The sequence below is a fragment of the Planococcus sp. TJ-302 genome (genome assembly GCF_058268455.1).
In genome coordinates, this window is sequence record NZ_JBZDOI010000001.1 from 1439858 (window position 1) to 1465882 (window position 26025).

13 protein-coding genes and 1 pseudogene are annotated in these 26025 nt (G+C 47.4%); 5 read left to right on the plus strand and 9 right to left on the minus strand.

Annotated elements, in window-relative coordinates; genetic code table 11:
- Positions 1-4: 4 nt before the first annotated feature.
- The 6 genes and pseudogenes from AC4EHB_RS07135 to AC4EHB_RS07160 all read right to left on the minus strand — a co-directional run bounded on the left by AC4EHB_RS07135 (position 5) and on the right by AC4EHB_RS07160 (position 10120).
- Positions 5-790: a S1C family serine protease gene (locus AC4EHB_RS07135; RefSeq protein WP_490981499.1), complete on the minus strand. Its 786-nt coding sequence runs from the start codon at positions 788-790 to the stop codon at positions 5-7.
- Positions 791-844: 54 nt separating this feature from the next.
- Positions 845-910, minus strand: a pseudogene (locus tag AC4EHB_RS07140) (zinc-ribbon domain-containing protein); the annotation flags it as partial.
- Between the two features lie 1010 nt (positions 911-1920).
- Positions 1921-3879, minus strand: coding sequence for a bifunctional 2',3'-cyclic-nucleotide 2'-phosphodiesterase/3'-nucleotidase (locus AC4EHB_RS07145; RefSeq protein ID WP_490981062.1), 1959 nt, complete (start codon positions 3877-3879; stop codon positions 1921-1923).
- Positions 3880-4316: 437 nt separating this feature from the next.
- A complete protein-coding gene (locus tag AC4EHB_RS07150; RefSeq protein WP_490981063.1) occupies positions 4317-7340 on the minus strand; it encodes a S8 family serine peptidase in 3024 nt (1007 codons plus the stop codon).
- 661 nt (positions 7341-8001) lie between these two features.
- On the minus strand, positions 8002-9021 hold the full coding sequence (locus tag AC4EHB_RS07155; protein ID WP_490981064.1) for an acyltransferase: 1020 nt from the start codon (positions 9019-9021) through the stop codon (positions 8002-8004).
- A gap of 79 nt (positions 9022-9100) precedes the next feature.
- Entirely contained in the window at positions 9101-10120 is a 1020-nt protein-coding gene (locus tag AC4EHB_RS07160) for a patatin-like phospholipase family protein (protein WP_490981065.1), read from the minus strand.
- A gap of 627 nt (positions 10121-10747) precedes the next feature.
- Here AC4EHB_RS07160 and AC4EHB_RS07165 point away from each other — a divergent pair.
- Positions 10748-11539 carry a C40 family peptidase gene (locus AC4EHB_RS07165; protein WP_490981066.1) on the plus strand — a complete coding sequence of 264 codons (792 nt, stop codon included), beginning with the start codon at positions 10748-10750 and terminating at the stop codon, positions 11537-11539.
- A gap of 786 nt (positions 11540-12325) precedes the next feature.
- Here AC4EHB_RS07165 and AC4EHB_RS07170 read toward each other — a convergent pair.
- On the minus strand, positions 12326-13765 hold the full coding sequence (locus AC4EHB_RS07170) for a S1C family serine protease (RefSeq protein ID WP_490981067.1): 1440 nt from the start codon (positions 13763-13765) through the stop codon (positions 12326-12328).
- Between the two features lie 582 nt (positions 13766-14347).
- Positions 14348-17839: a DUF8508 domain-containing protein gene (locus tag AC4EHB_RS07175; RefSeq protein WP_490981068.1), complete on the minus strand. Its 3492-nt coding sequence runs from the start codon at positions 17837-17839 to the stop codon at positions 14348-14350.
- Between the two features lie 335 nt (positions 17840-18174).
- Here AC4EHB_RS07175 and murJ point away from each other — a divergent pair, with 335 nt between their 5' ends.
- The 4 genes from murJ to AC4EHB_RS07195 are packed head-to-tail and all read left to right on the plus strand — an operon-like array spanning position 18175 to position 23066.
- Complete coding sequence (murJ, locus tag AC4EHB_RS07180; RefSeq protein WP_490981069.1) at positions 18175-19680, plus strand: murein biosynthesis integral membrane protein MurJ; 1506 nt, start codon at positions 18175-18177, stop codon at positions 19678-19680.
- A gap of 15 nt (positions 19681-19695) precedes the next feature.
- Positions 19696-20574 carry a PIG-L deacetylase family protein gene (locus tag AC4EHB_RS07185; protein ID WP_490981070.1) on the plus strand — a complete coding sequence of 293 codons (879 nt, stop codon included), beginning with the start codon at positions 19696-19698 and terminating at the stop codon, positions 20572-20574.
- Between the two features lie 24 nt (positions 20575-20598).
- Positions 20599-22059: an O-antigen ligase family protein gene (locus AC4EHB_RS07190; RefSeq protein WP_490981071.1), complete on the plus strand. Its 1461-nt coding sequence runs from the start codon at positions 20599-20601 to the stop codon at positions 22057-22059.
- Positions 22056-23066, plus strand: coding sequence for a GNAT family N-acetyltransferase (locus AC4EHB_RS07195; RefSeq protein ID WP_490981072.1), 1011 nt, complete (start codon positions 22056-22058; stop codon positions 23064-23066). Before AC4EHB_RS07190 ends, AC4EHB_RS07195 begins: the two co-directional genes overlap by 4 nt.
- 236 nt (positions 23067-23302) lie before the next feature.
- On the opposite strand, the gene AC4EHB_RS07200 is transcribed toward AC4EHB_RS07195, so the two are convergent.
- Positions 23303-25753 (minus strand): cell wall-binding repeat-containing protein, encoded by a 2451-nt coding sequence (locus tag AC4EHB_RS07200; RefSeq protein WP_490981073.1) that lies wholly within the window; start codon positions 25751-25753, stop codon positions 23303-23305.
- Positions 25754-26025 lie beyond the last annotated feature (272 nt).

Genomic DNA, 26025 nt, shown 5'->3' on the forward strand with positions numbered 1-26025 from the left:
TGTTTTATTGGGATTTAGCAGCTTGCGGTAAAGGGGTTTCAAACTCCCCGCCTCCATCGTAGGCATCGAATACTTCCTGCACTTCCTCTTCACTCATCGGGTTCGCCACCCATTCCGCGAGCTGGTTATTAACGGTATGCATCGGGATTGAGAAGCCGATGCCGTCACTTTCGACAAGCAACAGCGAGTTGATGCCGATGACTTTGCCGGTCGCAGCATCGATGAGCGGCCCGCCGCTGGAGCCGAGCGCCATTTGGACATCGATTTGGTAGAGGTCTTCGTACTTAAAGTCCTGGTCGAAATCGCGGTCGAGGCCGGTCAAAAAGCCGGTCGATGCGGTATTCTCAAAACCGGACGGGCTGCCGAGCGCAATGACTTCCGCTCCCACTTCAGCGGGTTCCGCTTCTATGGCAAGCGGCTGGGTGCCGTCGAACGCATCGACTTGGATGAGCGCGATGTCGGACGTTTCGGATACACCGATGACTCTTCCGACTTCTTCGTTTCCGCTGTGGTCGCGCACGAGCACTTTGTAAAAGCCGATAACGAGATGTGCGCTGGTGACGACTGCGCCGCTATCGGTGTAGAGGAAGCCTGAGCCGTATGCGGAATCCGTTTTAATGGTGTAGACTTTTTCCTGCGCCGCTTTGATGAGATCGGTTTTTTCGAAGGAGCCTTCTCCCGTTCTTACTTCTTCCACGAGCGCGTCGAGGCTCGCTTGCTGCTGCTTAAGGAATTGCCAAATGCCTATGGCGCTTGCAACGAGCAGGAGCGTACCGAGCAGAGTAGCCATGACACGCGGCCTCCATAATCTCTTCTTTTTCCGGGCGAAGCTTCGGTGCAGCGGATCGCCGCAGCGCCGGCAATAATTGGCTCCGTCCCTATTCATGTATCCGCAACTGGCACAAAACATAGCGGCTCCTCCCTACTCAGGTTCTAGCGGTGGATTCTGTGAGACTAATGTATGTAATTTTTCTGAATATTATAAATTATATTACCATGTATGCGGGTAGATTGATATACTTTCATCGGCGTGAGTTGTAGATATTCCGCAAAACTGCCTCGCTTGCCGCGGACGAGCCCCAAGCCTCCTCGGTCGCTTCGCTTCCTGTGGGATCTCGGCTGTCTCGTTATTCCGCAGGCGACTCAACAGTTTTGCTCCATATCTACTAGTGAGATGCCTCATATTGGTCGAATTTATTTACAGTATGAAATAACGATTAGCTGTTTCACACTGCTTCCGGAATATCGACAATTCACAGCTAATAATAGTTAAAATTAATTGATTATTCCGATAAGTGTATTATAATGAGAATATGATATTTATGATAATAATAACGATTGTGCTTATATAGCAATTTTTGAGGAGGAATTACATCAAAGAAAATACATTAATCGAAATTCCTTATGCTTATTTACCCTAAAGCTTCCATGTGGAGAAAATACTGAAATAACTAGGGGAAAGAATTTAAGACTAGGCAAATATAGCAGTAGGAGGGATTAAAATGATAAGCTCAATCCTTGAATTTGTGCGCTTTTTAAGTGGTTTTAGAATGCGTTGAATTTTCATAATCACAAAAAATATATCAGTAAGCCCTTCCTTTCTTTAAAGAAAGGAAGGGCTTAGACTTTAGACAAACTCACCTCGATTGAGTTTACCTAAAGTCTTTTTTTAATTTTCGATTGCTCTCCTATTTCCCACCGCCCGCGTTCTGAATACAATAAAAGCATAACGAATCGGGAGGCGAAAAGGATTTTGTCGCTTTTCTCTGGAAGCAAAAGCTGAAAATTAGGATTTAATGAGTTGAGCTAGACATGCTTGACCTAGGAGCTCATTCTCTTCTCCTTGAGTTCCCTCTTATATCTCCACAACAAAAGGCATCTGCGAGTTATGCAGATGCCTTCTGAGTGTAGCTGGGTTGATTATTTTAGATCAATGCCGTATTTGGCGAAGCCGTCTGTGCCTGCGCCGATGTAAGTGATGCCGCTATTAGCGGGGATCAGGTTCTGGGCGTTTGGCGATGATTCGAATGTGGTGTTCGGGCCGGATGTGATTGGCGCGAATGTCCAGTTTTCGTCAGCGGACGGGTTGATGGTTTTTTGTTCCAATAGGTAGTCGATGATCGCTTGGCGGTTCTCGTAAGCGTAGTCGATTTTTTCAGCTGCATTGCGTACGCCTGGGAAGTTGCCGCTTGCGCGGTAGTTGTTTGTTGCAACCAGGAATTCTTGTGACGGGTCAATCGGTGCGCCGTTGAAGCTCAAGTTCTTGATGCGGTTGGCATCCGCGTTGACTGTGTTGCCGTTGCCGTCGTATTTCGCTGGCTGCGTGATGTCGATTTCGTATTCGACGCCGTCGATGACGTCAAAGTTGTATGTGCGGAAATCGGTGTTAATCAATGGCTGTTCGCCTGTTGCTGCCGGGTTGATTTGCTTGAATTGGCCTGCAGACATTTCGAGCCATTCTTTGACGTCGGCTCCTGTCATTTTCAACGCAAAGACGGTGTTGTCAAAGACGTAAAGGTCCGCGACATTTTTGATGGCGACGGTGCCGGTTTTGATGTCGGTGTAATAGCTGCTGTCACCGCGTGTTCCTGCTTTGAACGGTGCTGCTGCTGACAAGATCGGCAAGTCGGCGTTAGCGGTGCCCGCTACTTTTTGCTCGACATACCAAGTTTGTGCGTTATTGACGATTTGTACAGATGGATCGTCTTTCACCAATGAGAAGTAGCTGTTGATCGGCGCTGTTGTTTCAGCTACTGGCTGGCGGACGTATTCGATTGTTGCTTCATGAGCTTCTTTCACTGCTTCCACGACTTCTTCAGAGACTTCATTGGTCGTTTTGTCGATTGCGCGAAGCGCGGCTTTTTCTTCAACAACTTTCCAATCCTGGCCATGCGGCGCTAACTGCAAGTCGATTACTCCTAGATGGCTGCCGAATTTGCCTGGCATGACGACTGGTGTGCCGTTGATCGTGCCTTGTTCCTGGTCAACGTTCGGCAAATCGCTATAGGCACCTGGGAATTGGGCGTGGTTATGTCCCGTGATGATGGCATCGATGCCGTTAAGTTTTGATAGCTGATACGTGATGTCTTCTTCGCCGACTTCATGCGTGGCGTCTCCCATGCCTGAGTGGGACAGCACGACAACGATGTCAGCGCCTTCTTTTTCCATAACCGGCAGGAATTTCTCGACGGTTTCTACTGCATCTTCCGCGTAGACTTTTCCTTCAAGATGCGCACGGTCCCATTTCATGATGTGCGGAGCCACAACGCCGATGACGCCGACCTGGACAGTCAATTTCTTGCCGCGTCCGTCAACGACTTCTTTGTCGATGATTTCGTATGGGGTGAAGCGGTTTTTATTCGTCGCAGCGTCATAGACGTTGGCGTTCAGTACCGGAAATTCCGCGTCATCCATGACTTCGTCGAGGTAATCGAGGCCGTAGTTGAATTCGTGGTTGCCGAGTGTCGTGCCGTCAAAATCGAGCGCTTCAAGCGCGGCGTAAGCGGGATGCTTTTCGCCATCTTCAAGCTTATCGACATTCGCGGTATAGCTGCCAAGCGGCGTGCCTTGGATTAAGTCGCCGTTATCGAAAAGGAGCGTGTTGTCGTTTTCTGCGCGCGCCTGTTCAATGAGGACGCCGGTCTTAGCAAGGCCGAGTGAATTGGACTCTTTATCTTGGTAATAATCGTAATTGACGAAATTGGTATGTAGATCTGACGTGCCCAAAATGCGAAGCGAAACTTCTTTCTTTTGCGCGGGACGTTCGGTGCTTGCCTGCGCCGACTTGTTTTCTTTTGCAGCAGGTGCAGCCGCTGATACTCCGCTTGCCGCCAGCATGAATGCTGCTAGAGCTAGTGCCGCTTTGTTATGAATCGACATTTTTCCATCTCCTCTTATTGTCAGATAGTTGAACAATTTCATTATACTTCGAGGAGTGAAGTAATTATAGATGCTAGCATTACAAATATATTACATTGTTGTTTAGTTTGATAAGTATTATTATATTCCGCAAAATTGCCGCGGATGAGCGCCAAGCCTCCTCGCTCGCTTCGCTCACTGTGGGGTCTCGGCTGTCTCACTATCCCGCAGGCAAGACTTGACCGAAGCCTGCGAGGACAAGTCTTTGCGACGAAGCAGCGAAGCGATGCAGGAGCAGTACGTTTTTCTCGGCAGTTTTACTCCATATCTTCAACATATGATAGGTTGCATAATACGAGAAAACCTCTTAATACTAAGAAGTTAGATCACATATAATTTCAATAAACATAAAAAAAGAGGCATCCGCGTTTGCGGATGCCCCTCTTCTTCTCTATTGTTTATTCCAATATGCTTGTTGCTTGGTTGCCGGCTTCGTCTTTGATGGTGAGAGTGATGCTGTCGGTGCCTTCGGTGAAGCCGGGCAGCCGGAAGCTGAATGCGCCGGTTTGGTCGAGTGTGATCGGAATGGCGTCGCCTTCGCCGTTGAGCTGGTAAGTAGCGTGCAGTTTCGAGTTCACGTCGTAAGGGACTTCGAATTTGATGATTTCTTTATTGTAGTCGATGTATTTGTCGATGACGCGGCCGATTGCTTGGCCGGCGATGACGGAGCCGGAAATTTTCGGCGGCGTCGTTTTGACGAATACGGGAATGATGAAATCGTATAGGTAGTTCCAGTTGCCAGGAAGCGGCTCGGACATGTAATGAATTTGGTATAGGCTGTCTGGAATTTTCTTGACGGGTTCGCCGTTCCACGGATGGTATTCGCCAGTCACCGGCATTGAATAAGAGCCAGCAGCGAGCGAAGCGCTTGAGTGGATATAGCCGATAAAGCCGTTATTGAAGGCGCCGCCTGTCGGGTTGGCCAGGTCGTATAATTCGATGGAGTTTTTGGCGACCGGGCCAGTCAGGTTGAATTTAATTTCGGCGCTGTCGTTGATGCCGTCTCCATTGAACGACAGGTCGTCTTCAGAGATCGAGAAATTCTGGATTTCGGCGAGCGAGCTGCTGCTGAAATCTGCTGCGAATGGCAGCGACACATCATAATTCGCGCCTTTGATGTGGATATAGCCGATTGTTTCTTCACCGTCGACGGTTTTTGGATTTTTGGTAGCGGTCAATGTGACATTGAGCGTTTGTTCGCCATTCAATGTGAAGGCTGGTTTGTCGACAGTCACTTTGGCGTCGCCGAAGGTCTTTTTGGTGTCGACGGTCACTTTCAGCGCGCCGCCTTTACCGGTGAGGTCTTTGACGACGATTTTTTTCGTCACGGAGACATTCGCTTTGGCGAGCGGCTGCTGGCCAAATGTAATGGTTCCTTTGATGTTGTCGACGATGGTGCCGGTGCCGTTCAATACCGCTTTGTCATGGGCATAAGCCAGGAATTGCGGATGGGCGGCGTCGTATGCTTGCACCCTTCCCGCTCCTTGTGCAAAAACATCGTATGCTTCGGTATCGAGGATCTTCGCTGAATTGGACAGCGCGACTTTCACGTCAAACGGCTGCCACTCGGGATGCGCCTGCAAAATCAGCGCTGCGACGCCGGTGATATGCGGCGTTGCCATCGAGGTACCGGATTGGCGGATATAAGCTTCGCTGTATTCTGCTTTCGGGAAGTCCGTTTTGTACATCGGCTTGGTGGACATGATGCTCGCACCCGGCGCGACGACGTCCGGCTTGATGTCAAAATTCGGTTTGGTCGGTCCGCTTGAACTGTATTCGGAAATGGTGTCGCCTTTCGTTTTCACCATGGTGATGCCGCTGAACGACACTTTCCCTTCATTCGCCGCTAAAGCCTTGCGGATTGCCTCGCCGTCGGTCTGCGACACATCGAACGTCGGAATAAAATCAAACAAGTCGCCGAGATAGAATCCGCTCGGCTCCGGTGCCCGTTCTGCGCCGCGGATGTTGTGGATCAGCATGGCTTTCGCACCCGCTTGTTTGGCAAATTTAATCTTCTCGTGGTTTTCGATGCCGCCGGCTGATACGACGACGACTTTGCCTTTGACGTCGAGCTTGCTGTAATCTTTTTTCTCACCGGCATTCGGCACCGCAATGACGTCAAATGTGCCGGCCAGTTGTTTGATAGGATCTTCGTCGGTATCGGTTGCCATCAAATTGAGTTTTTTATTGAGCACATAGTTTCCGGCAGTGAGTTTGACGGTGCCGCTGAAACGTTCTTCCGGAATCGTGCTGCTGCCGACGGTGACGGCAAGGCGCGACGTTCCGGGGCTGCCGAGGCTGTTGCGGTACATGCCGTTATTGCCAGCCGCGGTGATGGCAAGCGTGCCAGCGAACATGGCGTTGTTGAGCGCGAACGATTCTGCCCGCGCTTCTGAATTATTAAAGCTGCCGATCGATAAATTGACGATGTCGAGGTCCTGGCGCACGGCTTCTTCAACGCCCGCAATGACCCAAGACTGCGAACCCAATCCGTATGCGCCGAGGACGCGGTATGCATAAAGGTCCACTTTCGGCGCGATGCCTTTAAAGCCGAATGTATTGGCGCCGCCCGCAGCAATCGTGCCCGCTACATGCGTGCCATGCGACGTTACAAATGGCATACCCCAATCGGTCACAGCGGGTATGCTCGGAACGCGTTCAGACGGCTTCGTTTCAGAAGCGTCATCTTCCGCGCGTGCTTTTTTGTAATACAGCGAGTGTGGAACGAAATTGCGCTGGCCTTTCAAGACGCCGGCGAATTCCGGATGGTCCGCGTCGATGCCGGTGTCGAGAACGCCAACTTTGACGCCTTGGCCTTCAAGGCCTTCTTTCCACAAGCCTTCAACGCCGAGAAACGAAGTGCTCGCAGCGAAAGCCGCCGAGAATTTCTGGTCTTGTTCAGGCGTCGCCATTGCGCGCATCTGGACGTCCGGCTCAACAAACGCGACCCCTTCGATTACCAGGAGTTTCGCCAGGTCAGACGCTTTCACATGCGCCGAAAAGCCGTTGAGGACTTGCGTGTAGGAAAAGCCCTCTTCATAAGCGATGCCGGTTTCGGCCATTGCCGCTTTTGCAGATGCCTGTTGGCTGACAATCGCCGCTTCGAGTTTGTCAGTTTGCGCAGTTGTCACGCGCTCGCCGGCCAGCGAACTCACGCCAATTTCCAAGCCCACTGATTTTTTAGACAAGTGGACGATGACCGCGACTTGCTGGCTGCCCGTCAATCCTTTCAAGTCGGCATGCAGCTGCGGTTTGCCTTTCAGCACATCGGTCTGTTCTGCAATAGCCTCGCGCATTTCAAAATCTTTTGCTGTCGGCGCGTTGACCGCTGGGGCAGTCAACGCTGCGGTTGGCCATAACGCCACAACTAGAAATAAGATAAGAAGAATACTGAATAACTGCTTGAACCCCTGGCTTTTCATCGAAAAACTCCTCCTTGTTTGTGCTATGTAATTATCTGAATTTTATCATATTTTTGATATATTTTGTTGAAAATAATGGTAATTAGCGATAAAATTATTATTTTATTTATGTGATGGTTATTGGTATAGATTATTTCCCGGGAAATTTTCTTGTTAAATATCTGATAAAATACCGCTTCGGACGCTCAGGGCTGGATACGCTCTTGCGTCAAAAAGAAAAAAATTAAATGTTTTGTGTGGTATCTCTAAGCGAAATGATTGATACAAGTTTTAAAAATGAGAGTTTCTTCTATATAGATATGTTTTGTTGATGGAATTGAGATTGGAGCTTCTTACCACGAAATAAGTTCAAAGGATGAATTGGAAAAGCCCTTCGCTTCAGCGAAGGGCTCCTTCTCGTGCGCTAGCGCATTTATGGTTTTAGTTTAGGGGGTTCGCTCGTTAACATGACATAAATGGGCGTTAACATGATCTAGCTGAATATTAACATGAAGTGCGGAAGAGTTAACATGATTTGGCGGGACCTTAACATGAACTGTTTTGATTTTAACCGGCACTATCGGCGAAGCGCCTCTCTCCGACTCAAGGCAAGAGATGAATTGGAAAAGCCCTTCGCTTGGGCGAAGGGCTCCTGAATGGTTTTATTCTGCTCATGCTTGGTCTACGGCACGAGGTGTTTGACACCTGGCAGCTTCTGCAGAATGCGGATAATCACATAGGCCAGGATGAAAATGATGATCCACGTGATGGGGATGGCTAATGCCGGGTGGAACATTGTCGGGCTTATAGACAGGTATTTGTCTAGATAGAATTGGATGAGCGGATGAATGACGTAGATGCCGAGTGTGGCGGCACTGATCCGGGTGATGAGTTTGTTCGCTTTCAGGCGACCTTCCAAATGTTGAAAGAGGGTGAAGACGAATAGCGTGACGGCGAGCGAATTTGGCCGGTAATGTTCATAGAAGAATTCGTCGAGTTCGCCTTTGTATTCGCTCAGCCCTTCGGTGCCGATATAGGTGCCGAAGTAGCCGAATAAGGCGAAGGCGCCGAGATGGGACAAGTATTTCTTCGGGATTGGATAAAGAAACAGATAGGCGCCGAGCATGAAGTAGCCGATATACGGTTCGAACAGGCCGGCTTTGAATGCGACGTCGAAGCCAAGAAAGCGGTTGATGAACGGCATCAAGACGGTGAAGAGAAACCAAAAACCAAGGAAATATTGGAATGTCTGTTGCGTCATGCGGTCGACAAGAATGCGCAGGAACGGCGCCATCAAATACAGGCCAATGATTGTATACAGGAACCAGAGATGAAAATAGACATCGTCGGTCAGGAACAAGGTGATGGCTTCCCCAGCGGTATAGCTGCGGCCTTGCTCAAAAATGCGGTACAGCAAGTAAATGCCGCTCCAGAACACTAACGGAATAAATGCTTTGGCGAGGCGTTTTTTCAGGAAGCTCCACACCGGTTCATCTGGCTTTTTCGTCAAGAGCAATGCGCCGCTCAGCATGAAAAACACCGGCACACACCAGCGTGTGGCGGAGTCGATAGCGTTTGCGAGTTTCCATTCCCATTCGCCTGGCGGTTCGGCGTTGATGATTTTTGACAAGACGTGGATGCCCACGACGGTGAAAATCGCCAATACGCGCAGCCAGTCCATGTATTCATAGCGTTGCGCCATCGTCTTGCCCCCTCCATTAATTCATTTCATCCGTGTTCCATCGCTATTACTCCATGCCCTGCTTTGCTGCAGGGTAAACTCACTCGTGCAGCAGGCATTCGCATAGTTCGTCGAGCAATTTGCGGTAAACAGGGTCTTTGGTGAGATTGATGCCGAGCGCTTCGAGCTTGTCGAGGTTAAACGGATCGGTGTTGTCGAGTTTTTCCGTGCCAGCCCCGTCAAGCTGCACCTGGAAGCGGAAATAGCGCCGGCGCCCGTTGACGTGCGGCACAACTTGGCGCAGCTGGTAGTCGACGGTGTCGCTGTTGCCGTCCATCATGATGTCGAGCATGGGGCGCGCCCAGCCGATGTGGCCCCATTTCGAAGCGTCCCTTTCTTTTATCGCGGCATGTGAAGCCCCAGTGCCGAGTGAGACGACGAGGAATTCTTCTTCATTTGCGTAAATCGCTTTGGCTTCGGCATAAGCGCACATTGCCGGGTTGTTGGCGAAGACGCCACCATCGATAAAAGCGTATCCCGGCAGCGAAGGAATTTTTTTGGGCACGAAATAAGTCGGTGCTGCGGAAGATGCCCGGGCAGCTTCCTTCATATAAATGTTTTTATGCGGTGGTGTATCGTCATGTGGGTCTCTCGACGCTTTGGGCACTTCCGCTAGTCTCGAATGCGGACTGCGGAAGAATTCCGGGCTGCGGTATTCGATTTCGTAGCTCGGAATGAGGACATCTGCCAATGCGTCCGTTAAGCGGGCTTCGCCGAAATAATTTTCCAGCACGCTTTCGATGCCGCGCTGGCTGTATCGCCGGTAAAGGAATTGCCCAAGGGGCAAATTTAACAGAAACGGCCGCTTGAAAATCGTCGGCAAGTCGCGCTTCAATAATTCGCCGAGTTCTTTTGCGCTGTATTTGGGAGCGGGATCTTGGCCTTGCGAATTTTTCGGTACCGCGAGACCTAACGCCAGCATGCCGCCCACTGATGTGCCAGCAATCAAATCGAATAGTTCGGAAATCGGCTTCCCGGTGCGTTTTTCGATATCAGCGAGCACCACTGAAGGAATGATGCCCCTTACCCCTCCACCATCTATAGATAATATCTTTTTCATCGCGCAACCTCCTTTAAAGATCAAATATCTATAAAATTCTGATTGTTATCAGGGTAAGTTAGAAAGGGATAAATGTCAAAAAGAGCTAACACGCGGATTCTTTTCACCTAAAAAAAGCGGTATTATTATTTTGTTTTAGTATATACATTTTTCAGAATAGTATTTTATCCAATATATCAAAAATATATTAATTCGAGATAAATGTTTCTGCTTCCGAATTAATTCTGAATAATCGTAATTATCTTAGTTTTATATAATATTTGTACAGTATTTATCGTGATCCAGTTGCATTGGCCAGCGAACTTTTCTCTGGCATTTATTACGAAAAGCGTAATTTTCATCACTGCTCTTTGGAAATTAATGACTGAAATTTATGTAATAATTACGTAAAAAACAGTCTAAAACCCATTTTTTCTGGTTTTTAAACATTTTTCCGCAAAAAAGATGGAAGCTAAAAACGTTGATACGACTGGGTTTATTTGCATAAAATATTTTTGTTATACAACTGTAATATAACTGCAATCGAAATGACGTTGTTATTATATGACCCAACATCTATAGTAAATAACAGATTGATAAACAGACAAACTTATTGTTCGATAATATAAAACGTTAGGGGAAAAACAAATGAAAAAATTAGTCTTCACACTTCTTGCAGCTAGTTCATTGATATTCACTAACTCTGCTACTGACGCACAAGCAGCGTTCACATCTGAAAACAACACAATTACTACAGCTTATGAGGCTGTTCAAACATTAGAAACTATCGAAGTAAACGAAGTGGTGGAAGTCGCAGCAGCGAAAGCAACTGCAAAATCCGGTACTTATAAAATGAAATACAACACGAATGTCCGCGCTGACGCTGGCACGAAATTCAAAGTTTTGAAAGTCGCTAAAAAAGGCGCAACTGCAACAGCTACTCACCAGAAAAAAGTTGGCAAACAAACTTGGATTAAAGTTAAAGTCAGCGGCAAACACGGCTGGGTTCTTAGCACATTGTTGACTTCAACTAAAAAAGCAACAGCTAAAAAACCAACTGTTGTTAAAGCTTCAAACTCAACTGTAACTTCTAAAGCCGTTTCAGTCGGCTTGTCACTTAAAGGAACACCTTACCGTTTCGGCGGCACAACAACTGCAGGATTCGATTGCAGCGGCTTCACGCAATACGCTTTCAAACAAGCAGGCAAAAGCATTTCACGTACAACACTTGGCCAGTTCGCTGACTCAGTAACTGTTTCAAGCCCACAGCCAGGAGATTTGATCTTCTTCGCTAACACATACCGCCCAGGCATCTCTCACGTCGGCATCTACATCGGCAATGGCCAATGGGTTCACTCTGGTGGATCGAAAGCTGAAGTCCTAAGCGTAAATGCACCATACTGGGGAGATAAATTCCACAGCTACAAGCGTCTTAAATAAGAATTTTCAAGAGCCTCCTTTATGGAGGCTCTTTTTTGTTGCTTGGAGTGTGTTCTTTTATATAGAAGAAAGTCTTTTTATTTGTGATGGGTTTCTTCTATATGAATAATGATATTCCGTGAGACTGTTAGTACTGGTTAAAATCAAAACAGTTCATGTTAACTTGAAATTAGTGCTGGTTAACAGGAGGATCCTTATTCCCCATCCCCCATAGATGGATGCATGAAAAGGAGCCTCACGCGGCGGCCAGCTGCGTTAGGCTTTTCCATTTTCGCTCTTGAACTTTAGATCTTGGAGAGAACCCCTTCTGCTAGTACCGGTTAGACGCTATACAGTTCACGTTACCGTTCCGCTAGGTCATGTTGAATCTTCCGCACTTCTTGTCAACTTCTTGTTAGGTCATGTTAACGCCGATTTAGTTCATGTTAACGCGAGAACTTTCTACCCACACCATATATGCCTGCATTTCACTGAGGTGAAATGCGCAAGTGCTAGAGAAGGAGCCGTTCGCTCATGAGAACGGCTTTTCCATTTGGGTTCTTGAACTCGGCTCTTGGTATGATTCTTTTAGATTTACATTCTCTTCTTATACGACGCTCCAACCGCTAGTGCCGGTTAACTTCTTAACAGTTGATGTTAACGTCCTGCTAGGTCATGTTAACTCTCACGTACTTCATGTTAGCGCCAAGCTAGGTCATGTTAACTCGAAATTAGTAAGGGTTAATACGCAAAAGCTTAAATTAAGCTCAAAAAAAACACGCTCGGCAGCTGCCGGGCGTGTTCGGGTTATTCGTTTTTCATGTTTTTGATTTGGTAGTCGCCGTATTCGTCGATGACGACGGTGAAGACGGAGCGGCGGGTTTCTTTCAGGGTTTCGCCGCTTTCGGTGTCATGGTAGACAAAGTCGGCTGACGCTTCGATGGCGGCGTCTTTTTCATTAATTTTGACGCTGGCAATGGTGGGTTTGATGGCATCGAATGTCCGTGTTGGACTTCTCAATTCGTCCACTTGCTTTTTGCCTTGCGTTGCTGCGTCGCTGCCGGGCAGCAGGTACGCTTCGTAATAATTCATTTCCGGATCATTCAATGAATATGGCAACAATTCGTAATAGCCTTCGATAAAGCTTGTCAGGAGGGCTTCATCGAAATAGGCGTCCTTGACGTCCTGCAAGACGACGTCTTCTTCTGCGTATTCAATCGGCTTGCTGACCCATTCAGCCAACTGGCCGGCGACGCTGTGGATCGGGATGGCGTAGCCGAGTTCCGGCGTCTCTTCGAGGATGATCGAGTTGATGCCAATGATGCTTTCTGTTTCGGCATTGATCAGCGGTCCGCCGCTGGAGCCTTTTTGCAAGATTGCTGTCATTTCATAGAGGCCGCTGTATTCGTAATCGGATGAAAAGCTCTTGCCGACTGCAGTGATTTCACCTTCAGTGGCTGTATTCGCTTGGTCTTCCGGGCTGCCGATTGCGACTACTTTCGTTCCGACAGCGGCTTCTTCTGCAGCCATCGGCATTGGCTGTTTACCGGCCAATTCTTTGACGCGCACTAACGCAATGTCGGTCGTTTCAGAGATGCCGATAACTTGGCCATTGAATTCCTGGCCGTTGCTGTTTTTTAGCATCACATACGACGCGTCTTTGACGACATGGGCGTTGGTCAAGATATCCCCTTTGTCATTGTAAAGAAAGCCTGATCCCTGCTCCAGGTCCGTATAAAGCGTATAGACATGTGTTTGGGCGTTAGCAATCATTTGGTCAAGATCTTTTTCAGGTGCTTCGACCGATACTTCAACCGGTTCTACTTCCGGCTCTGGTTCAGGCTTCGGTTCAGGCTTCGGTTCAGGCTTCGGTTCGGCCACGACGATTTCTTCAACAGGCTCTTCTTGAGCAGGTTCGTCTTCCCTTGCGTCTTCGACGGTGCCTTCAGCTGGCGGTGCTTCTTCTGCCGGCACTTCGATTTCTTCTGCTTTCGTATCGAAGCCTGCGTAATTTTTGTCTGTGAAAGATTCGTCTTTCATCTGCAGATCAGCTGGCTCTTCCTTTTCAATTAATGCGTAGCTGCCTCCCACAATGCCAAACAGCAGCAATACCGATAAAACCGCTGTCCAAATGCGGCGTTTCGAGCTTTGATCTTGCTTTCTATGGTCGATGCGTTTATTCATAAAATCTGTCACTTCCCTTTTCATGTCCTCTAAATAGACGAGCCGCATTGCGAATGGTTTCACTTTGCCGCGATGTTCTTTCCATTATAGCAAGCCGGGGCGAAAAGTTCCGCTTTCGGGCGTAAAGATGCGCAAAAAGAGGCTATAAATGCACCGTTTGGCGGCTTTTTCTGTTGGAAATGCAGAAAACGCACAGTTTTTAGGGGTGAATCTGTTTAAAAAAAACGCTTCATAGCTAACAAAAGATAAAATTTCAGCAACACGGGTTAAACTCTTGCTATCCACTGATAACGCTGGTGGAAAAACGATTACATTATGATTTCTTATTCCCAAAATTGAAGATGGATGCATTTCGCCTGGGCGAAATGCTTAAGTGCACGTAAGGAACCGCTCGCCCAGGCGGACGGCTTTTCCATTTACGAGCTTGAACTTGGATCATAGAGAGACTCTCCACCGCTAGTGCCGGTTAAGCTCCAGACAGTTCATGTTAACGTCTCACTAGTTCATGTTGAATCTACAGCACTTCTTGTTAACCTCTTACTAGATCATGTTAACGGCGCAGAAACCCCTTTCAACCAACAAATCCTTCACAACCCAAAAAAAAGATCCGAAGCGCGTCGGCGCTTCGGATCTTTCTACAGGCTGTTATTTCTTCGCTTGCCCTTTGTTCGTGACGACTGTGTAATTGCCTAGTTCGTTGATGCTTAGCGCGAACGTTGAGCCGTTCAATTCGCCTTGGATGATTTTCCATTTGCCTTGTGCGTCTTCGCGTGCACCGAATTGGACTTTGATGCTGCTGTCCGTGTCGAATGCCAGTTCAACGCTTGACGTGAATTTGACAGGAATTTCATTGCCTTCAGCGTCCGTGATGGCGATATTAAATTGCTGCGCTAATGCTGGGCGGCTGTCTACTGTTGCCGCATCTTCAACTGCGAAGTCGAGATTAAAGCCTTCGCCAGCTGCTGCTGCGATTTGCTGTAGGTTGGCTGCTGACAAAGTCAAATCAGCAGTCGGCAAGTCGATCAATAGATCTTTACCGCTTTCGAGCAATGCTTCGATCGTGCCTTCAGAGAATTCAATCGTTAATTCGCCTGCTTCGTTGAATTCACCAGCTGTGATAACAGCTTCGTCACCTGACAAGTCAGGATCTGCTTCTTGCTCGCCAGGAACTGCTGGCTCTTTGAATGTGATTTGCGCCAATAATGGATCGTGGTCAGATGCACGTCCGTGCTGTTCCATGAACAATGCGTTGATGTGGACCATATCCAATTGGGTATTGGCCGCCAAATTATTCGTTACCAACAAGTGGTCAAGCACTTGTGAATTACCTTGGTAATAATAAGAGAAACGGTCATCTAATGGCACATCTTCGACTTTATTCGTCAAGATGTCGCCTTTTAGAGCGTCAAGAGCTGGTGTGAATTCGAAATCGTTCATGTCGCCTGCAACGATGACGTTCAGGTCAGGGTCTTGTGCAAGCCCATCTGCAACGAATTCGTTGATCGCTGTAGCCAATTTGATGCGTTCTTCAACCGAACCAAGGAATGGAGGCTGCGTTTGGCCGAATAAGCCTTGGTCTCCGCCTTTCGAGTTCAAGTGGGCGCCGATGACAACCACTTGCTCACCTTGGAATTCGAATTGTGCCGCTACTGGCTTGCGTGTGTTTGGCATTGCGAACGGTTGGATGCGTCCTGGGTTTAATGACAATTCGCCTTCTACCCATTCCGTATCTTGTGTTGCTGTGCCTTTTGTTCCTTCAGAAAGTGTTACGCGTTCCGGGTTGTACAAATAGCCGACGCGAATGTTTCCGCCAGGCTGTCCGCCGTCCTGGTTGTATTCAGGTGCAATGTCGGTCCACGCATACGTTGGTCCGCCAGCCGCTTCGATTGCTGCAATCAGGCGCTCATAGCTTCCTGTAGCGTCAGAATTTCCTGATGCTGTTGGGCCGTCCGTATCTTGTACTTCAACCATCGTGATGATGTCCGGTGAGTTCAAGTCGTTGACGAATGATTCGCCGATGCGTGCCGCTTTTTCGTCGCTTGTGTGGCTTGGGTCAGCCGAGAAGTTTTCGACGTTATATGCTGCGACGGTCAATTTGTCGTCTGCGTTTTCGATCCATGTTTGTTCACGAGTAGTTCCACCATCTAGGATTGCTGGAAGTTCAGCCGGATTTGTCCAGATCTGGTAGTTTCCGAAGCCATAGCCTAGAACGCCGACTGGCATTTCAGCGAATGTGTCGCCTGCTTTGGCAACAACGTTGTCGCCAGTTGTTACAGTGATGTGTTCTGGGTTGTAATCATCTTCAGCAAGAAGGATGCCGCCCTGTTTGTGGAACGTGTTGTTTGTCGCGGTTTTCGATACGACAAAGACTTCGCCGTAATCCTGCGGTCCGACGATTTGTGCGTCACTTACGCCAACGCGCATCAATTCCAGGGATTCCCAGAAATCAACGCCGTCTTTTTCCGGATCGAACGTTGTCAATCCGTCATCGTCGATGTTTTGAGTCGGCGGGAACACGTCTTCCCCGATAACCAATGGTGCGGGAAGTTCAGCCGTACCGTCTTTCACCACTTCCGTCGAACGGATGCGTGTCAGTGGCAGATCGTTGTCTTTCATGTCGGAATAGCCTTTATAAAACCATTCTTCTACTGTCCCGGCAACTGTTACCACATCGCCGACCTTGAATGAACTGCTTGCGCTTGCGCGGTTGACGATGATGGCTTCAGAAGTTTTCCAGTCGCCGTCGCCATTTGGATCTTGGATGACAAAGTTTGCGCCGTTATAGAAATGCGTGATGACGCCTGTGATTTCATTTACCGCTACGTTTTCGTAGTTTGTGAAATGCTTTTTCGCTTGGATGTCACGGATTTTCAAGTCCGCTGTTTTTAGTACTGTGTATTCAAATGTGAAGGCTTCCGACGTTTCAGCGCCCACTGCAATGGCTTTGATCGCCGTATCTTCTGTCAAAGTGATCGGTGCAGTGTAAGGTGTGCTTGCAGCGGTTGGAGTTGAACCGTCCAACGTGTAATAGATTGCTGCATTTTCCCAGCCGGATTGAAGGGTGATTTTTGTACCTTCAGAAACGACTCCTGGGAAGACATCTGCATAAACTGCTGGTTTGTTGACCAAATCGAAGCTTTCGATGCCAAGTGTTTTCACTTGGTACGAATCGTTGAATTTAGAAGCGATGCCACTAACGTGGACCCCTTCGCCTTCTTTGTATTGCTGAAGGAAACGCTCATAGGTCAAGCCGTTGCGGTTATCGTTGCGGATCACGACGGTTTCGCCGTTTTCATGCATTGCCGTGAATTCGAACGTACCATATTCGTTCACTGCTTTAAGGCCAGTGATCGTGACATTGCGAAGTTCAATGGATTCGCCTTGTGTGTCTTCATTAACGCCAGCAGGAGTAATTGTCTGCGTCGCTGGCAATTCATTGTTTTTAGAAAGAACTTCTATTGTATTCGGCTGGAATTGCAGTTCGCCGGAGTACTCGGATACCGTACCCACGAGGCGCACTTTGTCGCCAGGCGCTACAGTTGCGCTTGATGTATAAACATAAATGCCGGCAGTTTCGTCCTGGACGTAGAACGCGTTGCCGCCCCAGAAACCAGTTCCGGTAGTGACAATGCCTTCAACTGAGATCAGTTCGCCTGGTGTTGTGCGTGCTTCAGCAAGCGTGTCGACTGCAGTTGGTTCAGGCGGAGCTTCGCCTTCTGACAAGATTGTATATGCATTTGCAGAACGCAGACCCGGTACCGAGAAATATGCACCAAGTGTTCCTGAAATTGTTACTTGCGCTTTGAAGTTTTGAGGATTATCAACCAAGTTGATGCCTGCTCGGGTAGCACCCGTCGGCAACTGAACCGGCAAAATTTTAGCTGGATCGGTTTCATCCGGGGAATCCGCCAATCCTACATTTGTAGCTCCCGTAAACGGTGCTTCTTGGTCGTAGTTTGTACCGCTGATGACTACTCCGACAATATAACCTTTCACCGTTGCCGCTCCAGAATTTGTTGCGATGGCTTCAGCCACACTAATCGGTTCTGCGGCAGTCGCAGTTGCCATATAAGGCAAAGCTGCGGATAAGGCCAATAAAAGACTCAAAAAAATCTTGCCTAACGCGGTTTTCGTCAAATTGCTCCACTCCCCATTAAAGTATTAACATACAGTGCAAGTATACAAGATTAAAGATGAGTAATTTATTAAAGTATTGTAAAAGTTTAACTTATTTGCCCGATAAGACTATCTTAGTTACAAATAAAGGTATAAACTGAATCTTTTGAACTGACATTTTTTCAGGCAGATTTCCAGTATATTGAAAACGCTTACATTAACATAGTTGTGAACATTTCGTAACCTATTGCTTTAATAGACGTCATTAAAGAAAGATTCATGATAAGATAGAATCCGTGTATTAGAACTTATGGGTTCTATTAATTGGAAAATCATTTGGAAAGTAGGATTTTGTAGTGGGTAGAAAACTTGCAATAACCAGCATCCTTTTTGTAATTACTTCCTTATTCTTAAAAGTATCCGGATTGCTGCGCGATATGATTATCGCTTTTTATTTCGGAGATTCTTATCAGGCAATGGCTTATTTTGCGGCTTTCACGCTGCCGAATATATTTATCCTGTTTTTTGCTACCGGCATGAAGAACGCTTTTGTGCCAAGTTATATCCATGCGCTCGCTGACGGCAAGGGACATCACCATTTTTCCCAGATTATCCGGGGCACCGTGCTGCTTGGCTTTGTTGTTTCGGTAATTGGCGTCTTGGCAAGCCCGTTCTTGCTTCCTGTCATGTTCCCGGAACTGAATGCTGAAGCAATCAGCTTGAGCGTCGGCTTGTCGATCATTTTCTTTATTGCGGTGTTCATGGTTTCGTTGAACGCTGTTTACGAAGCATACCTCGATGCGGAGAATAAATTCTCCTTGTCTGTCGTGTCCCAAATTTTGGTCATCGGCAGCACAATCCTTGGTGCTGTATTCTTTGCAGAGCGTTTTGGTGCGTATTCCCTGGCATTCGGTTATTTAACCGGATCCATTTTATCGTATATCGTTAAACGCCTCTGGTTTATTCCGAAAGACAGCCATAAAGTGATCGGGCGGCTTGACTGGAGCGAGATCAAACCGTTCTCGATCATTTTCATCCCTGTCGCGATTACGGTGATGGTCGGACAAGTCAACTTGACGATTGATAACATCTTCGCCGGCAGTTTCAGCGGCGAAGCGATCAACTACATCAATTACGCGAAGAATATCGTTCATTTTCCGCAAGCGATCATCGGCGTGACGATCGGTACGATTGTCTTTCCGATTTTAGCCAAGGCCATTTCCACCAACAACCAAGCGGGGTTTAAAAAGAGCATCGAGTACGGCTTGATGTTGACGCTTCTTGTTTTACTGCCGGCGGTTGCGGGTATGATGTGGCTCATGGAAGACTTGATCCAAATCGTTTACCAACGCGGTGCTTTCACAGCGGATGCTACGCAAGCAACGGCTGCTGTCGGACATCTATACTTAGGATCCGTGCTGTTTTTCAGTTTACAGAACATCTTGAACAAAGCATTTTACGCGAAGAAGAAAGGCCACGTCATTTTGCGCATCAGTTTGTTCTCCATTGCGCTGAACGTTGCACTGAACTTCCTGTTCATCGAATTGATGGATTCGTATTTGGCTATCCCACTGGCATCTTCAGTTATGGCGCTTGTTTACTTCACACTGAACTGGATTGTCTTTAACCGGACAGAAGGCAAACTTGAAACTTCCTTCCTATTAAAAGACGCAGCGAAAATCATCGCGGCTACCGGCTTGATGCTGGCATCGCTGTGGCTGACGGATCTGTTCGTCAGTGATTTCAATGTTTACATCCGCTTCGCCATTACCGTGATTGTCGGAGCGATTGTCTACGGTGCTTCGATTTTGGCGTTGCGCACAGCCATTGCCCGTTTTCTTTTGACTAAATTGAAAAAATAAGGAGTTTACGCTTTTATGAAACAGGCATTGATGAATAACGCCACTCCCCTTTTAGCGCCTGCCATCAAGGCATCGCTGAAAAAGTTTTACAAGTCCGATAAAGCTGTGACGCCGCTCGAACAGGCGCGCAGCGTCCTGATTTTCGCACCGCATATCGACGATGAAACCATCGGCCTTGGCGGGACGATCCGGAAATACGCCACAAACGGCACTGAAGTCTATATTGCCGTCATCACCGATGGCAATAAAAGCAACACCACCAGCGGCAGCGGACAAAGTTTGGCTGACATCCGCAAAAGCGAACTGGTGTCGATTCAAGACCTGTTAGGCTTTTCCTCTATAATTTATATGGAATATCCAGACAGCGTGATGAACCAAGTCGAGTCTTCCGATGAATTCAAAAAACTGATCGATTCGGTCAAACCGGAAACTGTCTATGTGCCGAGTCTGATCGACGCACATCCCGATCATGTCTTTACCGCTCACCTTGTGGCAGATGCTTTGAAAAATTCGGTACATAAACCTTCCTTAATTAGGGAATATGAGATTAACTGCCCTGTTCCTCCGGAGGAAATTAATTGTATAATAGACATTACGGCTGAATTTGAAGTGAAGAAACAAGCAACCACGGCATTCAAATCGCAAGTAATCGCCTTTGACGGATTTTTGGCGCTGGCCGCCATCAAAACTTCGTTACAGTCCGATGCCCGCGTCAAGTACGTTGAAACTTTTGTGGAAAATGTTCCCGAGGCGTTTATACAAGCTGCGGACAATTTGAAAAAACAAGATCGCGATTACGGCAAGCATTTCAAACAAGCAAACCGCGTGGTTACGCTGTGGTGGGCTATTTTCAAAAACATCAAGTTAAAAAAGGCTTTTTACCAAAGCCGCTAATCATTTACGTATTTGGAGGAAATCATGAACTTTATAAAGAACGAAAATGAAAAATGGTTTTGGCTGGTGTCTTTGGTGGCATTCATGCTCATCGGCTATACTCAAATCCCTTTGATCGGCTACGTGCTGACCGTCCTATTATTTGCTTACTCATTCTACAACCCTAAAAACGGTATACTTATGCTGTTTGTCTATATCCCGATCCGCGTTTTTATCATCGAATACAATCCGGGGCTGTCGTTTGTTACAGATGCTTTGGTCTTCGGTGCTTTGTTCAAAGTGTTCTGGATGAACCGCAAATCATTGTCTAGCCTCTTTAAATTCAAAATTTTTGAATATGCGTTTTTCGCCTTTTTGGCAATCGGGGCTGTGTCGGCTTTGATCACAGGCATCAATATCGTCAACATCATCCAACAATTGCGGTCGTTCACCATCTTCTACTTGGTGTATTACATTGTCTACCGTCTGCAAATCAGCCGCAAAGACCTCGTCAATTTAGTGTGGATTTTCATCTGGACCTCGATTTTGGTTTTGCTTCAAGCGATCACTGAAAAACTGTCAATCCGGAATTTATTCTTGCCGGAAAGCTGGCAGGCAATGGCGTTGTCAGCGAAAAACCGCGTCCGTATCTACGGAATGCTTGGCAACCCGAACGTTTTGGGCATTTACTTGGCTTTTGCGTTCGTCCTATTTTACACAGCTAAGCAAAAGCTCAGCGAATTCAGACCGCTTTATATGGAGATTTTGAATGTCTTGATCATCGGCATCTTGATCTTGACCTATTCCCGCGGCACATGGGGCGGCTTCTTGATCGCTGCCATTGCATTCGTCCTTATGACACGCAAATGGAAAATCGGCTTTGATATGGTCAAATACGTCGCATTCGCTTTGCTATTTGTTGTTATGCCGATGAACTTGCTGACAAACGTCATTGAAAGCACCGATATCGGCGCTGAAAAAGTCAGCAACATCCAGCAATTCGATGTTGGCGGCGAGTCCGGATTCTCGGACCGCATCGGCAGCACATTCAGTGAAGATACCGTCACCGGCAGCCAAAGCTCCGGCCGGATCTTCATCGTAAAAAAAGGCTTTGAAGTGTTTATGGATCATCCGGTCATCGGTACCGGCTTTGCAACATTCGGCGATTCGACCACGTTGTCCAGTTCGTCTCCGCTTTACCGGGAATACGGAATCGGCCATAACTTTTATTCAGACAATCAATACATTCAAATCATCGTACAAACGGGTGTACTGGGCGTAATCGCTTTTGCGGTCTTCCTGTTATCGATACTCGTGCGTTTCTTTAAAAAGCATAAAGAAAGCTATATTTACACCATTACCATCAGCTTCTTGCTGGGCGCCTACTTTATGGGCCTTGTCTATAACTTATGGGAATCGGATATTTTCACACTTTCTTTCTTTGTCTTGCTGGCCGCTGCTTCGCGCCGGGAGGACCTCGGAAAAATCACCGGTGGTACTTTATGATCCGCCTTTACCAAGAAGGCGACGCTGATAACATCAATGCATTGTACGAACGCGTTTTTGGAAAAAGCCGCAGCTTCGCGGAATGGGAATGGAAGTTTCAACGCTTTTCTTCCCCTCCCGCCATTATCATTGTCGCAGAACAAGCGGGCCGGATCGTCGGCCATGCCGCTTGCCTCCAAATCAATGCGTTTCACCAAGGCCAAACACTTTTGCTAGCAGAGCGCGTCGACATCATGGTTGACCCTGATTTCCAAGGGCAAGGCATCTACAAAAACATCGTGTTTCGCATGCTTGAAGAATGCGCGGCAGCAAACATCGATATCTTGTATGGCTTTCCCGCTCCTAAAGCGAAAGACGTTTTCCTGTCTGTCGCAAAAGCCGACGACCTCGGCAACGTCCCAAGGTTTTTAGCCGTCAATAAACCCGGAAGCTTGCTCAGCGCTAAAATTTCCGCGCTGTCATTTTTGAAAAAACCGATCAATGGACTGTTCGGGACATTGCGCCGCAAAAAAACCCCTTACAGCTTGCGGACACTCGGCGCAGCCGACCTGCACGTCATTGATGAGCTATATGAACGCCATGCCGCGTCCTATCCCTTGCACGCGAAACGCGGCAGCGATTACGTCGTACGCCGCTTTATGGACCACCCCGGCAAAGACTATCAAATCGTTGCGCTGAACGCTGCGGGCGAAGATCGCGGCTATGCGGTGCTTCACACCGAAACAGCTGAAAACGGTGTGTCGTTCGAAACCATCGTCGACATCTGGGGGCCGAACGACAGCGAGCAATTAGCTGCCATGATCCGTTCCATCCGCGCAAACTCTGCCGCCGACGCCATGAACATCTGGGCCGTCAAAGACAGCGAACGCTATGCCGCTTTGAAAAAAGCCGGCTTTTACCACCTAAACAGTCCCATGCCTTTCATCGTCAAATCATTCACCACCAAAGTCGATGCCGGACACATCGCCAACTGGCACTTGTCCCAATCCGACGTCGATTCCTATTAATCCAAAAACCCGGCCGTCCAATGGACAGCCGGGTTTTCTGTTTGTGGGAGTGGATGTATTGCTAATATCGGATAAAATCGAAACAGTCCCTGTTAAATATCAGCCATTGGGTGATGAAACTCGTGCAATGCATGATAACCCAAACCTAACATTTGTTATCGCCGAACTACTGCCTGTTAACCATGAAACTCCAAAAGAAAAGGCTGCCGAGAGATTCTCGGCAGCCCTGTGTTTTATTAGTCTTGGTGCAATTCCTTAACGACTGCAGGTGATACTACTGACGCACCGCCTGTAATGAAAATTGTGTTATACGTGAAAGCCAGCTCATCAATCGCTGGAGCCACAGAGTCCGTCTTAACAAGAAGCATTGGAGCTTCGTAAGTTGCTGCGTAATTACTGCCTGTCAATGCATCGGCAAAGCCGGCACCGTTAGCTGCAAAGCCTATAGCCGATCCTGCGAAAAGCTCTTCTGCAACTGCTGCTGAAGTCGCATAGCGATCAACGCCGCTGATGCGGTCAGCTGCTGGCAATTGGCCTTCAACTTTCGTTGAAACAGCTCCTTTGCCACCAATGATCAACGTATTTGTAACGTCTTTAAGAGCTGCTTGTGTTGCAGCAGGAATGGCGTCAGGGCGAGTCAACAAGATTGGCAATTCGCTTAAAGCCGCAAACGAACTAGCGGACAAAGCATCCGGGAAGTTCAAGCCGCTAACAACTACGGCTTCTCCTGTATCGTTGCCTAATTCAAATGCAACATTTGCAGCTGTTTCATAGCGATCCTTACCACCAACACGGTAAGTACCTACACCAGCAGCTTCCAATTCCGCTTCAACATTTGTTGAAACCGCTCCAGTGCCGCCTAAAATAATCGCTTCTGTTGCGCCAAGGCGGGCAATTTCAGCTTTTACAGCTTCGCTCAATTTACCTGAACGTGTCAATAAAATCGGTGCATCTTGCTGATAAGCCAATGGCGTTGCCGTCAATGCATCCGCGAAGTGGTCGCCGCGTGCGATAACAACTGTATCTGCCGAGCTCCATCCTTCTTTCGATACAGCGACAGCTGTTTCATAGCGATCCAAGCCTGAAAAGCGTACTTGGTTGATGCGGTCTTCGTCGCCTGCTTCATTTGCATTAGTTGCAGTGACATGGTTAAGGAACATTTGGTAGTCGACGTTGCCCGGCTCTTGTACACGGCCGTCTTCATAAACTTCTTTGAATACGCCATAGCCGTCGCCGCCTTTAGCAGTGAACGTGTTCGTTGCTACTTTATAAGTTGCTGCATCTTCCAAATCCACGTAGCCGCCGTCTGCTTCTTGTGTGAACACAGTTGCAACACGGTCTCCTACAGGAGCTTTTGCATCGTAATTATAGAACAATCCTGAGAAATGAAGGAATCCTCCGCTTTGCAATGGGAAGTCTTTAACACTTAGCTCTAACGCTTCGCGAAGTTCTGCGCCAGTCAATTCCATAATTGCCAACGAGTTTCCGAAAGGCATCATCGTAAGGACTTCGCCTTTTGTAATCGGGCCAGCATTAAGTGATGCACGAATTCCGCCGCCATTCGTCAAAGCGATTGTAGTTTCAGGATCAATTTCCTTTGCCGCTGCCAACATGCCATCCGTGATCAAGTTGCCAAGATCGGTTTCGCCAACTCGCACAGAAGCACGGTCACCGTTCAATCCGTCTTCTAAAGCAACACCGATTTCTTCATTTTTCACTTCTTCGATTGCGGCTTTATAGGGAGCTAATAATTCTTTTGCTTCTGGGTCTTCAATTGCAGCAGCTACTGGCAGCAATTCGCCTTCATAAGCTGTCACTTCTCCGGCTGCATCGAATGTTACATCCAGTTTGCCTAAGAAGTTATTGTATTGTTCGCCTTGTACAATGATAGTTTTGCCAATTTTCACTGGCTCTTCAAGTTTGCTATGTGTGTGTCCGCCTACAATAACATCAATTGCCGGGACGGCATTTGCTAATTCTTTATCGTTGTCGACATTTGCATTGTCATCAAAGCCGATATGCGTCAAAGCGATGATTTTGTCTACGTCCTGCGCTTCAAAAGCCGCTACCGCATCTTTAGCAGATTCGATATAATCCGTAAATACTACGCTGTTTGCGCTTGAAATCGTCGCTGTTTCTTCAGTAGTCAAACCGAAAATCCCGACTTTTTCTCCATCAATCTCTTTGATGATCCCTTCATAAATCTCACCATCTGCCGCTGCATCCGTGTAACTGTCGATTTCAAGAGGTGCTAAATCAGCATCTGCTGAAAAATCAACGTTAGCTGATACGAATGGAAACTCAGCGCCCGAAACGAACTTCGAAAGCGATTCATGTCCGTTTGCACTTGAGCCAAGGTCAAATTCGTGGTTTCCGAAAGTCATTGCATCGTATTTCATCAAGTTCATGAAAGGTAGATCCGCTTGTCCTTCGTACTCATTGAAATAAAGAGTACCAGAGAAAACGTCTCCTGCATCCAATAATAGGTTATTCGGATTTTCTTCCCGGACTTCATTTACCAGAGTTACTCTTTTGGCAATGTTATCCAGATTAGCGTGCGTGTCGTTCGTGTGCATGATTGTTAGGTTAAAATCACCTGTAGCTGCTTCCATAGTTGTTTCTTGCACCCCTACAATTGTTACCGTCAACGCAGCCGCCATTACTGAAGTAAAAATCTTTTTCGGCATTCCTACACCATCCCACTCATTTTTTAGGCTAACACCTTAGACCTTTTGACTCATTGTTACGAATAAGGTCATTCTTCCTACTATTCATAATACAATATCTATTATTAATATAGTGTAAATTATTTAATTTTTTTGGAAATTTTTATATTTTTATTAAAAATTTTAAAACTAGTCGGGAAACTTAGTTTTTCTGGTTAAATAGCAATGGGTTTATGATAAAAAGTTGGATTTGTAGAGCGGCATCTTCGATATTCCGCTCTTGCACTTTGATC

Excerpts from the sequence above, each read along its gene's own strand:
- AC4EHB_RS07185 (WP_490981070.1), top strand. The coding sequence starts at position 19,696 with ATGAAACAGGCATTGATGAATAACGCCACTCCCCTTTTAGCGCCTGCC.
- AC4EHB_RS07200 (WP_490981073.1), bottom strand. The coding sequence starts at position 25,753 with ATGCCGAAAAAGATTTTTACTTCAGTAATGGCGGCTGCGTTGACGGTA.
- AC4EHB_RS07190 (WP_490981071.1), top strand. The coding sequence starts at position 20,599 with ATGAACTTTATAAAGAACGAAAATGAAAAATGGTTTTGGCTGGTGTCT.
- AC4EHB_RS07145 (WP_490981062.1), bottom strand. The coding sequence starts at position 3,879 with ATGTCGATTCATAACAAAGCGGCACTAGCTCTAGCAGCATTCATGCTG.
- AC4EHB_RS07155 (WP_490981064.1), bottom strand. The coding sequence starts at position 9,021 with ATGGCGCAACGCTATGAATACATGGACTGGCTGCGCGTATTGGCGATT.
- AC4EHB_RS07165 (WP_490981066.1), top strand. The coding sequence starts at position 10,748 with ATGAAAAAATTAGTCTTCACACTTCTTGCAGCTAGTTCATTGATATTC.
- AC4EHB_RS07150 (WP_490981063.1), bottom strand. The coding sequence starts at position 7,340 with ATGAAAAGCCAGGGGTTCAAGCAGTTATTCAGTATTCTTCTTATCTTA.
- AC4EHB_RS07160 (WP_490981065.1), bottom strand. The coding sequence starts at position 10,120 with ATGAAAAAGATATTATCTATAGATGGTGGAGGGGTAAGGGGCATCATT.
- AC4EHB_RS07135 (WP_490981499.1), bottom strand. The coding sequence starts at position 790 with ATGGCTACTCTGCTCGGTACGCTCCTGCTCGTTGCAAGCGCCATAGGC.
- AC4EHB_RS07195 (WP_490981072.1), top strand. The coding sequence starts at position 22,056 with ATGATCCGCCTTTACCAAGAAGGCGACGCTGATAACATCAATGCATTG.